The organism is Acinetobacter brisouisimilis, assembly GCF_000368265.1.
Lineage (GTDB): Bacteria > Pseudomonadota > Gammaproteobacteria > Pseudomonadales > Moraxellaceae > Acinetobacter.
On sequence record NZ_KB851219.1, the window covers coordinates 1,070,703 to 1,085,019 of the forward strand.

At 40.8% G+C, this 14,317-nt stretch carries 7 protein-coding genes; 1 reads left to right on the plus strand and 6 read right to left on the minus strand.

The genetic code is table 11. The annotated features are described in order from the left end of the window. Positions 1-10: 10 nt before the first annotated feature. The 4 genes from F975_RS08790 to F975_RS16010 form a co-directional block, all read right to left on the minus strand. Positions 11-601: a hypothetical protein gene (locus F975_RS08790; protein WP_004752415.1), complete on the minus strand. Its 591-nt coding sequence runs from the start codon at positions 599-601 to the stop codon at positions 11-13. Further along, positions 598-1,119, minus strand: a complete 522-nt coding sequence (locus tag F975_RS08795; protein WP_004752417.1) for a glycoside hydrolase family protein — start codon at positions 1,117-1,119, stop codon at positions 598-600. The genes F975_RS08790 and F975_RS08795 overlap by 4 nt, the downstream gene beginning before the upstream one ends. Then, the gene (locus F975_RS08800) at positions 1,103-1,381 is read right to left on the minus strand and encodes a holin (protein WP_004752419.1); all 279 of its coding nucleotides are present in this window, start codon (positions 1,379-1,381) and stop codon (positions 1,103-1,105) included. Before F975_RS08800 ends, F975_RS08795 begins: the two co-directional genes overlap by 17 nt. Before the next feature lie 97 nt (positions 1,382-1,478). Beyond that, a complete protein-coding gene (locus F975_RS16010) occupies positions 1,479-11,369 on the minus strand; it encodes a PLxRFG domain-containing protein (protein ID WP_004752421.1) in 9,891 nt (3,296 codons plus the stop codon). Between the two features lie 139 nt (positions 11,370-11,508). Between F975_RS16010 and F975_RS08815 the strand changes: the two genes are divergently transcribed. Next, positions 11,509-11,868, plus strand: a complete 360-nt coding sequence (locus F975_RS08815) for a DUF4124 domain-containing protein (protein WP_004752423.1) — start codon at positions 11,509-11,511, stop codon at positions 11,866-11,868. Positions 11,869-11,905: 37 nt separating this feature from the next. On the opposite strand, the gene F975_RS08820 is transcribed toward F975_RS08815, so the two are convergent. Beyond that, entirely contained in the window at positions 11,906-12,115 is a 210-nt protein-coding gene (locus tag F975_RS08820; RefSeq protein WP_004752425.1) for a hypothetical protein, read from the minus strand. Between the two features lie 115 nt (positions 12,116-12,230). Then, a complete protein-coding gene (locus F975_RS08825; RefSeq protein ID WP_004752427.1) occupies positions 12,231-14,279 on the minus strand; it encodes a hypothetical protein in 2,049 nt (682 codons plus the stop codon). Between the last annotated feature and the right edge of the window lie 38 nt (positions 14,280-14,317).

Consider the following 14,317-nt stretch of genomic DNA (forward strand, 5'->3'; position numbering starts at 1 on the left):
TCCTAAGCCCTCAATTAGAGGGCTTCTCTCCACTTGCTACAACGTCCCACGATTCCTCTAGTCGCTCTGTATCAATTTCGTGGCCATCAGCCGATTTTGCGATTTCTCCACCTGCTGTTGCCATTTCTTCGAGTACGAGATTGCAGGTTTTGGCGTACTCCGCAATGGCTTCGCTGGAAGCACTGGACATACGTTCGTTTGCACGACTGATTTGCTGTGACAGCCCGCGATTAGCCACATCAAGAGCACTAGCGGCAGCAGCCGCATCTTGTATTTTTTTACTCGCATCCTGTTCTACCTTTAAAAGTTTTTCAGCCCATTTTTGCTGTTGTGTAGCAACCGTAGTCTTTGCTGTTTCAATTGCTTCTTTTTGGTCTGCTTTGTACTGCTTTAATTCATCTTTGGCCTGATTCACCTTTGTTGCACATTTAGCATCAGCACTATTCAAGTCATTTGCCAAGCTGTTGCTCTGCCATGTTTGGAATACACCATAAAGTGCAAGGACAATGATCAAAGACCAACGCTTATTTGACATGATCCAAATAAAAACTTTGACTAGAAAATCCCAAATCACTTTTATAATTAAAAGAGCTGTTGTCATGTATTTGCTCCCAAGCATTTCTCCATACGGGCATGCTGACGATGCCAAACCCCAGCACAGCCACGATCTATACGACAATCAACTTTTTTCCCACCGACACGACTAAAGCGCCAGTTTTCCAATGATTTACAGGCTTGAATGTATTTCCCTTGTTTTAAGTTGCGTAACATCGCTGAAGATGTCCATGCAGGTGTCCCGAACTGGTATGAGAAGTCGGCATAGAGATCGTATTCATCTTGAGAAAGCTTTATACCCTGCAACGATTTGTTAAAGACTTTGGCATCACGTGCATAGTGTGCCGTTAAATATTCAATGCCTTGTTTTTGGGTAATTGGCTTGTCTGTAATTTTGATCTTTGAACCATCAGGTTTTAGGGTAGATCCAAATCCTTGTGTCACAACACGACCTGTATCGTAGTACGGCTTTGAACGCCATCCTTCATAGCCTGTTGTAAATAACACACCACTTGTACCAATAACAGATGTGAGTAAAACAGCAAATTTAGTCTTGTTTGACATCACACTCCCCTTTTTCTTTCATTACTTCAATTTCATGTAATTCTTGTGCTCGTTGGTCTGCTTTGTATTTGTAATACCAGGTTACGAGGAACCCGAAAAAACTCACGACTAGACCGCCTATTGCTGCCAAAATACTGATTAATAAACCAATATCTAAACCACCAACCGATGTAATTACCCCTGCTGCGCCACCTGCTACGGCAGTCTTTGCTGCTACTGCTGTCATGCTGGCAGCCGTATCAATTGCTTGTTGATCTGCCACGGTTTCCCCCGATTTCTGGCAATAAAAAAAACTCCACGTTTGAACGTAGAGTTTTATGGAGTAGTGAATATTTAGCGAGGCTTACAGGGGTTAGGACTTAATTGTCAAAAGCAAAACGTCCCTCATCTAAGATCTCATGATGTTTTTTCGGAATATAAACACCATTTTCAGAATGATTGATACGGCGCATACGGTTACGATAACTTTGCATCGCATTTGGCTTGGTGATACGGCGTGATGGATTCTTAGCATTAAAATTCTCAATATCTGCCCATACCTCAGATAATGTTTCTTCATCATCATTCATTTTGGCTCGAGAGAATTGTGCAAGTAGTTGAGAACGTCTAGCCTGTAATCGCTGATTCATCTGATAAATAGCGGATTTTCCTTCTGATGCAGTACGGACATCGGATGGAGAAAAGCCAAGTGTCTGACCTACAATTGCCATTGTTCCGACTTCATCCAAAATACTGATCCCTGTTTTATCTTGAGCACCTTCCATTTGGTAACGCATAGATTTTAAAGGTGATTTTAAAGCAACAGGCAACATATCTTCTAATCCACGCTCAAAATTGCCATCACTAATATTGTTCATGCCTTTTAAAATACCAGTCCCAATTCCTGCAACTGGTCCAAGTGCGCCAGCCATTGCTGATTCAGCCCAACGCTGTCCCTCTAGCCCTTCTTGTACATCGGGTAAAATCAGGCTACTGAGTCCAACACGCCCAGATATATCCCACGGCGTAGCACGTGATACCCCTTTAGCGATCATGTTCGATACTGTGTCACCAAACATATCCGCAAGCATATTGCGTAATGCAACCTCTGCATCCCACGGCTCATCATCACTGCCACCAATCATCGAGGCACCAGCCAATAGCATACCGACCAATGGTAAACCGAGTACACCCAATGCCAAGGCATGAGTCATCAATAGACCTGCCAAAGTTTTTCGTGCTTGCATCCGATCTTCGGGATTTTCGGCTTTAATTGCTTGATATGCTTGGCGTGTCAGTAAATAAACCATGTTCTGACCAAACTGTTTAAACAAGAAAACGACTTTGGCCACATTGCCTTGCATAAGACGTGGACGGTTACCCGAACTATAATCAAAATGGCTTTGATAGGTTACATCGGCTGCCTGATCGAAAGCCTCAGCATGACTTGCACCACTTTCTTTAGCCAAGCGATAACTTGCCATAAAGGTTGCAGATCGGTTAAAGCGTTCTGCATGATGGAATAGAAAACTTGCCCAACGCATAATCGGACGTAATTTCCACATCACACCACTATCTTCACCCTGAGCAATACCAGCTAAATCATGTGCTTGTGTTACATCAATCACACCACGGCTCACAGCTTCATTGTATGCCTGTAGCTCATCACCAGTGAGAACTTTGGACATATCATTCTTGGCTTTAACTGCTTCCTCAGAAGCTTTGATTAATGCCTGACTAGACTTTTTCAAATTCCATTTGGCAGCCATCACAGGCAATGTAACCAATGGTGTTTGCAATAAATTGACAACTGCTGATGCTGGAGATAAACCAAGATAATATAAAAAACCGACACTGGTGAGCGTACTTGAGAGTGGATTCGATTTTGGGTTCATCAAGTTTTCATGGCGCATGTTCATTTCATTAATGACACGTTGCGCGGTTGGCTGGTCATACTCAGGATTATCTTTGGCTTGTTCATCTGCATATTTCTGCATATCCGAGAGCTGCTCATCGAGCAGATCCGAGTAACGCAGTTTTGCAAGGTATCCTGCACCATGAAACATGTTCTGAGCGAAGGCACGACGAGCATCTTGGCTAAAGCCAGCAGTACCCTTACGATGAATGCCATGTTTTGCCCAAGATAAATCAGGTAAAGAAGCTAAATAAAGCTGTGCCAAAGTATCTTCCAACTGTGCTTTTTCACTGGCTGAAATGCCTAAATTATCCAACTCATTGTAAAGATTCGACATAAAGCCACGACCTACCATGTCACGGCTGGCATTGTAATCTTTATTTAAAACGACTTTATCGACTTTACTATTTGGGTACTTATTAATAAGTTCCTCACGTAAAGCCTGTGCTTCCGCCATCGTTTCGGCACGGCTCACACTTTCAACCTGATCCTTGGCATTCCGTACAATCACTACATATTTACCGAAACGTGCCAATGGGAAATACACGCCTTTCAATTTATGGAAAAAGTCTGCATCCATTTGTTGCAGTAATTCAGCCTTACGCTGATTGCCCATACTGGCACGAAGGATCCGTTCACGGATGGCATCACGGATATTCCGATGTTGCTTAGAGTAAGCATCACGTGCATCTGTGTAGATTTTCTGTGCTTCAGGAGTTAATCCTTCAAAACGCTGTCTTAGAGCAACATATTTCAGGTAGTTATCGCCATTTTGATGTAGTTTTGCAGGATCAATCTGTGCCAAAGTTGAATCATGCATCAATTCAGCCAAGGCTTGCTCATCACTCAATTTAGCCCATTCACGGACTAAGGTGTCGGCTTCGGCACCAGCATCATTTTTATCGGCATCCATTTGAGCAGCCAAGTTATTGTACTTGGTCAACTGCGGCAAAATCTTATGATAGATTTCAGTCAATTGACGGCGACCTAATGCCTGTAAACCAATGCCTAGCCAGTCTTTAAATGTGTATCCCATACGCTGTTGAATGGATTTCACAGATGCATTCTTAATACTTTCACTCAGTTTATTAAGTGACTCATTAATATCAAAATTACGGCTATAGAGTTTGTCATTTTCAGCTTTGGATTTCTCAAAGAAATTGACAACATCATCAGCGGTGAGTACACTTTGATCAGAAGCCTTACGGTCTACTACTCCCCGCAATTGGAGCGGGGGAAGCGTCAGACCAGTGAGGCTTTTCTTTTGATTAAAATAAATTACATTCCCTTTCTCATCTTGGTTTTTAATCCAAGTCACAAAGTTATTTTTACTATATACACTAGCAATTTCATTAAAATGATACTTACCTTTTCGCTTATCAAGATGAATTGCGGAAATGAATGGCTTTCCATCTGTATCCTGTAGATTTGTTACGATAACCAATCCACCTGCTGTATCTGATTCCAATACCATTACAGGATTGGTAATTTCACCAAATAGTTGTTTTGCTTGCTCTCTTGTTAATTGATGTGCAGAGTCCTGTTTACCATCAACACGCCCCATAATTTTTCTTAAAGTTTGTTTATCCAGTTCTAAAGGCAAATTCTGAATATTCAAACCTTCACGGACAGCATTTAAAGCAAGTAATACTGGTGGCATTTTCATCTGTACAGGCTGTGGATAGCTTTGTATAGACTCCGCCAATCGGTCAATTTCTTTAGCTATACGTTGCTGTTCTGACTCAGTTATTGAAAAAGCATCTGTAAATACAGGCGACTTGTCCTTTTCACTAAAGCTAATATTTTGCTGATCAGTATGGTTAGCAGACTTGTTGATCATGCGCTCAGCCAGTGCCACCATGTCATCCTGATTCAGATTGATATTCATACCAAGACGATCAAATAGCCATGCTTTTACATTTGAGATCAAGTTACCGATAAATGATTTCAGTGCTCCCTTCTGAATCGCATTTCTAATCTGCATGTGGCTGGCAAGTGATAGTAAGTAAGGGAGATATTCAAGCTTTTGAGTTTCAGGATCTGATTCACGCTCAGCCAGACGTTTTGCTTCAGTAAAAGCTGGATGACCACGGCGAACCATTTCATCAAACTGTTTCATTAAGTTTGCATATTGTTCCTGGTTCATCATGTTCTGAAAACCGCCATGACCACCTAACTCATGCAAGAATGTCGGAATGATGCTTTCATCTGTCAAAGCATCTGCAATTAAAGTGACTTTGCCATTTTGGTAAAACCCTTCGATTCCTTGCTGATCATAGGTTTCAAGAATTTCTAGTTTGCCTTGACGTTCAAGATCAGAAATTAATTTTTCACCATATTTTTCAACAAGCTTAGCGCGTACTTGATTTGTTGTAGTAGCTGTTCTACGTTGGTTGCTTGCTTCACGGCTATATAATTTTATATTTCCTTTCTCATCCTGTTGATATTCAATGGTACTGAACAAGTTATCAAAGGCTTCAATAATCGGAGATTCTTCATCAGGTTTGAGGTATGGATAACGGTCTTCATTCTTACCATCACGTTTCCATGCTTCCCAGTTTTTAACATTGGCAAGGTAATCATTGGACATACCATTTAATGCCATTTTGCTAATCACATAATTTTCAAATGACCTTGCGCCCATCTCAATAATACTGGACCAATACCCTTTCTCTGCACGATTGTCTAATGCACTGGCACGCTTTTTCATCGGAGAACCATTCAAGGTTTCTACCAAATTAGCAAATGCTTTTTCAACTACAGGGCGCACACCTTGTGGATGATTTGGATCTTTTTGCCAGTTTTCAGGGTTAAAGTATCCAGATTTTGGATTTTGCTTGTGTTTTCTTTGTAGTTCGGCATACGTTAGTCCCAAAGATACTTGTGTCTTATGCCGATACATGGCTTCAGGTTTATAAGTGATGTAATGATCTTCACGGCTAACCGACTTACTCTCACCACGTTGACGACTAAAATAATGATCCAAAGCATGAAACCATTCATGCGCCAACGACCCTGCACCTTGGGTTTTAGTAAGATTAATCACCACTTGGTTAGGCTCATAATGTGCCATTGCTCGACCACTACCACGAGCGCCGAATGCCAAACCTAACTCACCGTTTAAACTAATAGCCTTGGTTGGAATATTCAGTATTTCTGCTAAATCATGCAAAGCATCATAGGTTTCATTCAGCGATTGCTGCCTTTCTTGTTGATGTACCCAATTACCAAACTGTACTCCACGAAAGCCAAATGCATCCATGAAATCCTGATTGCTGGCATCACGTCCCTTACGCCAGTCTTTACCTGTGCGTCCGCTGTTCTCATGATTACGTATATCGCCTTTACCAACATTATCTTGAGCTTTAATGTCTTCCCAAGCTTGAGACAATATCTCAAGATTATTATGAATATATTGTCGTACCTCAGTTATAGGCGTATCAGATAAAAATTCTTTGAGAGGTCGCTTCTCTTTGTCCGCTTTACGTGTAATAAATCGAGAACCATCTACTTTACGGCGATAAATATAGAAATCTCGGGCTTCAAGCTTCGTTTTAACCTTAACTTTCGGTTGCTCAGAACCAAGTTTTTCCAGAATTTCTGCTTTGGTTACAGCATCAAGAATACTGCCAGTGGTAAACCTTAGTGTTTTGCCATCAATCTCAATGTTGGATTGTGGGATTGTGATTTTATGACCATCCTTGTCATATTGATATGCATAAGGATATTCAGAGACTTTGCCAACTCTTGACCATTGCTCAATAGGAACATCTTGCAACAGCATAACTTTATGAAAGCTGCTACTTAATATCTTATTGCTATCAGCTATGGTTGATAATTCATCAAGGCTCAGGTTACCAAATTTACTCACTGCATCTCTTGCAGCAATAACTTTGTTTACCCATGACTTAACCTTGTACGATACTCTTGGTTTAGATGGCAATTCACTACGCATCACAAAATTAAGTGCAGCACGGACCTTATTATCATCTTTTTTATAGGTATCCTTATCCCAAACTTTAGACAAAGGCTGTTGTGCAATATCATCTGCAGATGTTTCGGTAGATATACCAATCCCTATATCTTTTTTCGCTCCTTCAATCTTCTCACCAAAGTCTTGGATCACTTCTTTTAATTTTTGACTAGGCTTATTATTTTTATCTTCTGAAAGCTTTTGATTTTCTATTATTTTTGACTGAGTCGGCGATCTTGCATCAGGCTGGCTAGGTGTTTGTCCTTCTCCTGTTGTGCTGTTTTCTCCAGCATTTGAGTCATTAGCTCTCTCGCTTGTAAGGAGGTTTTGTTGCTGTTTACTTTTTTCTTGGTTAGAGAGTTTTTCATTTACGCCTCGAATCAGTTCTTGCCCTGTAAGTTCAGGTTCACCAAAAATATTTTCACCAGCTTTGGTTTCTGTCGCTAAATTAACATAGTATTTCAATGCACTCGCAACAGAATCTCGGCCACTGGCACGGTTGTAGTTTTCACCACGGAAAAATAAGCGGATAAAATCCTGAGTCACAGGATCAATCTCACCCTCAAAAATATCACCCTGCTCAATCACTTCTGAAATATGTGTATCAGTTACACGTGCATGGCGCACCAAATGCACTGCTTCAACCAAGTTAGGTGTCACATCAATACGGCGTGAGATTGTGCCATTTTCTGATTGTTCACGCATGAGCGCCCAATCACCCGATACATCAAGTAAAGCGTTACCAATCGCCTTAATATCGCTATCGGTATTTTCTAAAATTTCATGTAGTAAGCTTTCATCACTGTAGGCTTTATATAGTAAAGCCCCTTGAATGCGACGCACCCCATTTTGGGATAATGAGCCATCATCCAAGATCATATTACCAACTTCCGTATGACCAATAATCTGGGACATGAATTGACGGACGAAACCTAAGTTCTTTGAGAGTGTTAAATCACCACCCTGATATTGACTCAAGATTGCATCATCAAGTTTTGCTGCATCACTTTGGGCCTGTTCCGTAGCACTCAAGCTTAATGTATTCGATGTATTGGCTTCTTTAGTAAATGCCATGCGGTCTTGCATAGACATTGGAGTCATACGCTCACGTACCAATACAGGATGCTTCATTCCTGTGATGTCATGACCTTCGGATTTTAACCAGTTACGATAATGCTCTGCCTTACCTTGAGCATAAGCTTGAGTAATGGCCAAGGTACGACCATTGCCACTTTCAATAATGTTGTCACTCGATACAATTGGTGCACCATTAGATGCACTTGGGCTTTTACCTAATAGATTAGGTTTAAGATCATTGGCAATTGAATTGATTTGATGCAGTGATGCCAAGCGTGTACGGTCACGTGGTTGTAATTCTTGTGGGTAGGCTTCATTCACCGCACCTGCCGATGTATTAGAAGCAATTAAATCTGATGCTTCAACCACTTTAGGGCGTACCTGAAGATCACGACCTGCTGCCGTTGTAACGGTTTCAGTTTTATCATCAAACTCTGCTGAAGGTTTCGTAGTATCGCCTTCTTTCAACCATTGCTTAAAGCCATTCATGGTCATTGCACGAATGTGTCCAACATTCCAATTTTTATCGAAATTCGCTTGATATGCCTTGGTTGCCGTATCCTGATCATTAAAACCAAGCATGACCTTATGCTCATCAAACTTTCCAGTTTTCTGATCAATTTGGTCTACGATATATACATGCTGTGATTCCAGATCAGGGCCGATATAACTATCAACGTGATCACCGTCCGCCCCCATGGTCTTTTTAATATAGCCGTAGTGGTCAGTCATGGTATGCCGCCACTCTGTACCATCAGGACGTTGCCCTGTACGGTCAGATCCACGTGGGTTTTCAATCGAAATATCTAAGCCATGAAACTGGACATGCCCTTTCTTATAATTTCCAGCTTCCTTTTGTGCCTGTGTAGGTTCAGGTAGGTTATTTTCAGGGCTAGTTGCTGCTGCATGTGCCGAAACATCTAAATTATTCGCAGTAGATGCAGAAACATTTGCTTTTAATTCATTGATTTGCTTTCTTAGCTTGGCTTTCTGGATGACATTTTTTTCATTGGAAAGCTGATTCTCTAATGCGCTTATTTGATCTTGAGGATCATATACTGTCTGACTAGCAGCTTGATCCATAGATTGGTGAGCATCACCCAAAGCCGCTTGGCTTTCACTTGTTGCTGAAATTGCTGTCTTACTATTTTGTAGATTGTCTTGCGTGGATTTTGAAACATTATTATTTGTTCCTTCTAAGAAATTATTAAAATCAATCAATGAACTTGGGTATTCACGTTGTTCTACACGTCCTGTTTTGGCACTGGTGAGCTTTACAATCGCTTTATCACCCGAAGCATCAGGCCCGACCTGAACATCGCTAAATGAAGGGGAATTTTTGTAGTAGATAAGATCTGTTGCAGATCCTTTACCAGTTAAAGATGCTTTGGGATCTTCTAAGGTAGATTTATCGCCCTGATATTGCTGAACAGCTTGTTTAGCAACATCTTGGGCATAGCCCACTGAACCCACAGCTTGATTACTACTGAAGATTGGTTTTACTGTAGCTGGAGTGGCAGATTCATTTTGTTTAGGTGTGATTTCAAAGCGTGATTTATCTGCTTGAGTAATCTGATAATCATTACCAAGTTTTTTCTTATCAATAAATGCTTGTGCTTTTTCTTGGCTACCAAACCATTTGTTTTGACCATCTGAACCTAAAATTGGCTCTGCAATTTTTGTTGGTGCTGTCGTTGCTGCACTTGTTTCAGTGCTTCCGACCATTGTATTCGCTGTATTGGTGTCATGCTGTTGAGGAAGTGATTTGCCTCTATCGTCAGTTTGTGCATTTCCTTGCTGTACTGCTGCATCTGTAAAGCCTGTTGCAAAGGGTTTTTCATTATTTTGAGTCCCCATTAGTTCTCGGTAATCATTCGGCACTACATTACCAAGTGGAGTAGTGGCTTGATCTTGCGTTTGCAGCTCTTGTGTAAAACCTGTTTGCAATGCTGGTGAAGCACCAGAATCCACTGCCAAAGCTGCTGCCGATGACATGGGACCATCATTTGGATTAATGCCCATTTGCTCCGATGGTTTTTGTGGTGCATTTAAATATGTGCCATTTGGCGCAGGTGGTGTATTCGGTCCATTCGGTGGAGTATTAGAAGGGTTTGTATCTGCAAAACTATCAGGTGCACCAAAATTAGAATTATTATTGTTATTTCCTAATAAATTTTCTGCATCAGTAGATTGTTGATCATAGGTATAGGCTTCGCGTTGTGGATTATTTTGTGATGGCATATCTTGGCGTGGAATATACTCGCCATCAATTGCCTGATCTCGCATACCAAGCTGAGGAATATCAGAATTTTGAGTCTGGCCAGAATTTCCCTGTTCAACAGAATCAGAATGATTACTATGTCCACCATGCATAGGGCCAGCCGCAGCACCCATTGCCATACCTGCCAATGTACCCATGACTGCAGCATCTTCAATGCCATCACTCCAAGGTTTGCTTAGAGCTAAATTTTGTAGGATCTGCTCAGATACAGACTGCGGTAATTCTTCTAATAAGCCTTCATGTAATGCACCTTCAATAATTTTACGAGGTACTGATTTGGCTGGCATACTTGCAATTTCACTGGCAACATCAGTTGCACCAGCACGTCCACTTGCTAAGAGAGTATTAGCATCACCGATACCCAGCTTTTGAGCTACTCGCCCACCAGCCAAACTGAATAAACTTCCTAATGCACCAGTACCAACAGAAGCTAAGCTTTGATTTGCCGTAAGGTTCCCATCTACCGTATTTTGGCGGATCTGTTCAGCTTGTGAACCAGCCATTGAAAGACCTTCACCAACCGCACCAGCAACTACAGGGTTGGCAATACCTGTCGCTCGGCCCATTGCACCACTGGCTAGAATAGATGGAACAGACTCAACAACGGAGTTAGCGATTAAAGATGGATTCTTTAGAGCAACCTTAGTCTTATCAACGACCTTATCAACCCAATTCCCATCCTTACCTGCATCAGAAAACTGCTGCTGTTGTGCTTTATACTGATCGGTATGTAGGTTGCTTAAAGCCTGTTTCGCCTCATTTGGGCGGAAACCAATTGCACCATCTTTATTTTCTAAGGTTTTTCCGACAGCACCATAGGACATGGTATCCATGATACCAACCACTGACTCAGGTACAGCGATAGCACCCTTTAATGCAGATACCCCCAAATCTTTAGCTTGTCCAAGAAAGCCTTTTTTTGCTTTTGTTTCACTTAATGGGGGAGAAATTTCTCCTTTATCCCAATTGATCTGATTGGGTTCTTGTATATTTCCTTTTTCCCAATCGATGTTTTGATTCGACATGACATACTCCTACTAGGTATGTCATCTATAATTCTTATTTTGGTATTAAAGGTCATGCCTTAGAGGGGGTTGAAACAATCCACCCTGCACATTATCATAATATTACTTCCCATAATATATAGAAAATACAAACAATCTAATGAATAAGCCTATACTTTTAAATATTTTTTTCTTAATAATCGCAATCCAATCACCTCATATTTTTGCTCAAGATTTTTATAAATGGATAGGTAAAAATGGAACAACCAACTACACAAAAACACCTCCACCACAAGGTGCAAGACGTGTAGAAACAGTAAAAACATATAGTTCAAAACAGAAATCGGTAGTTTTTAATCAAAATTATAGTTACAGTCAAGTTAATACCTATAATAAAAATTATAAGCAGCTAAACAATTCTGATCGCAACATTACATCAAGAGAACGGACACGATCCGCTGAACAAGAAGCCATTATACGTAAAGCTATAGCTGTAGCATTATTAGCAGAGACTCAGTAGATATGAATATCCTGATCTATATCAAGACATAAAGAAGCTATACTTTTTTAACTAAAATAGCATCAATTGATCTATTGCCTGTTTTTGATTCTCGATGTGGTTTAACTTTTATTCCTAAAATCAAGCTATTATCATCTAAAAAATCATTTAACTCATCAAATTCACTCGGTGTATAGTCCTCAAAGAATTTCACACCATTTGAATGTAAAGCATCTAACTCTGCAAAAATCATTTCGTAGTTGATCACTAGCTTATCTCTTATTATCTGGATATATCATCTTCACAAGATCATCACTATTATTCAATATACAAGCTAAAGATAAACGACAATATGTGTCGTTTATCTTTATATAAATTATTCCTTATTGAGGGTTCCATTTTGTACCATCCCAAACGGCTATTTTATCCCCTACTTTCGAGATAGTCCCAACAGCTCTTCCAGATGATGGGTTATTCCCAGTATTCACATATTGCTGTGTCTTAGTATCAAACAATCTTTGTGGTTGAGTGAGTGTCCCTTGCGCCTTATCGTCCCACTGTTGTCCACCACCAACAGTAATAAAACGATCTTTACCAGAAACTGATTGATCACCGCCGCCTGAATAACGCTGGATCTTCTGCATAATTGACTGGCGATCTTGATCGGTTTTCGCTGCATCATATTGATTTTGTAATGACTCTATTCGAGCAGCATTTCGGATACCAAAGCCTTCCTTAGTTTCAGTTAAATTCATTTGACGATTTTTTAAGCCATAATCTGCATTAAATTTCTGTGAATCTTGCGCCAAACCAGCAAAGTAACGATTATTTTGTCCTCCTTCTTGCAGATCTGCACGGTAGTTAGCACCCGACTGCCCCATTGCTTCACGCTGTAATGCTGCTGCATTATTCGCATCAGTCTTATAAACATCGTTGGCGCGATTATCATAGCCATTTTGCAATTCTACGATTTGATTCCGTTGGCTTGCTGTTAACCCTCTTGATCCTTGTATTGGTTGACTTACATCATCAATTCTCTTTTGCAATGTATCAGCAGCTTGACCACTATTTCCCAAACTATAAACACGTGCACCAAATCCACCGCCATTGCCAACAGAAGCTTCACGCTGTGCAATTGCATTTTGAATCTGTTGTTCACTTGGTCCCATTTCACGAGTATTGGCAAACATATTGGCAACACCACGCGGATCATTAATCGGTTTTACATTGGCAAAGCCACTTGTAGCCATTTCAGCGACTCCATTTGCATGTGCCTGAGCTGCTGCATTTGGATTCGCGTAGCTAAAACTATTCCCTTTTTGTTTGATGGCATAAGGATCTGCATTTTGCTGTACTGCAGGTTGAGTTTGTACTGGTGCTGCTTGTGTCTTTGGTGCTGCTGAAGTATTTCCACCAAATGGGTTATTTATAGTTTGTGACTTATTGTTTTGTTGTTGGTTAAATGCTGGTTGTGCTGCATTGGCTTCTTGAGCAATACGTTGTTTATCTGCATAAAAATGCCCTGCTTGACCAAATGTCATAGCATTTCCTAAGTCTGATGCATACCCCAAAGCACGTACCCCAAAATCTTTAGCAAACCCTTTCATGGTACCTAAATCTTCTGGTGACTGATCACCTAAACCAAAGCGTTCTCGATATTGCTCGCTTGGTGTAGCAGCATTAGCAAATAATGCTGATGCTGCGCCTAAATACCCAACCCCTTTAGCCATACGTCCATTTGCTAGATCACGTGCTGATGATGCCATATTTGAAATACGTGCACCAAATCCACTACCACCTTGTTGTGGCGCGGCAGAGGTATTTGCTGTTGGTGTAGATGATGCAGCAGTATTTGTATTTACTGCTGGTAATTGTCGTTCAATAGGCGTGACATCACGCATTTGAGGACCATTTAAGCGATTTTGTTGAGCACGGCGAATGTCATCAGCCGATGGGTATGGACTGGATGGTACAACACCGCCATTCGCAAAAAACAGTTCTGGCTTTAAACCAAATCCTTGCTGATCTGGAACATTGGTATGTGTTGCATTCTTCATTTGGTTTAACACTTGTACACCAATGGCATGTACCTGTTTTGGTGTTAATTCAAACTCACCATTGCTAACATTAACTGGAATCCCTTTACCTTTACCTTTACCCTTTGGCATACCTTTAGCCATAGGCATCATTTCGCCTTCAGCTATATCATCAGCTTTCATTTCTGATTTTTCATCAGCTAAGCTTTCTTTTGATTCTTCTGCTTTAGGTTCACCTATTTCTTTTAAGACATCTTCACCAATATCATTAGTTGAGTCGGCTGGCATGATGTAGCTGCCTGCTGGAACCTGTTTTTTAATATCATCAGAAGTGCCTGTTCCAGTACCTTTAATCAGTCCTGATCCATCTTTCTTAGAACGCTTTAAACCATACATGAGTAATCACCAAAAATTGCAATATCATGTATGGTTTA

Bases quoted from the DNA above. Each gene is read 5' to 3' on its own strand.
- F975_RS16010 (WP_004752421.1), bottom strand. From the start codon at position 11,369: ATGTCGAATCAAAACATCGATTGGGAAAAAGGAAATATACAAGAACCC.
- F975_RS08790 (WP_004752415.1), bottom strand. From the start codon at position 601: ATGACAACAGCTCTTTTAATTATAAAAGTGATTTGGGATTTTCTAGTC.
- F975_RS08815 (WP_004752423.1), top strand. From the start codon at position 11,509: ATGAATAAGCCTATACTTTTAAATATTTTTTTCTTAATAATCGCAATC.
- F975_RS08825 (WP_004752427.1), bottom strand. From the start codon at position 14,279: ATGTATGGTTTAAAGCGTTCTAAGAAAGATGGATCAGGACTGATTAAA.
- F975_RS08795 (WP_004752417.1), bottom strand. From the start codon at position 1,119: ATGTCAAACAAGACTAAATTTGCTGTTTTACTCACATCTGTTATTGGT.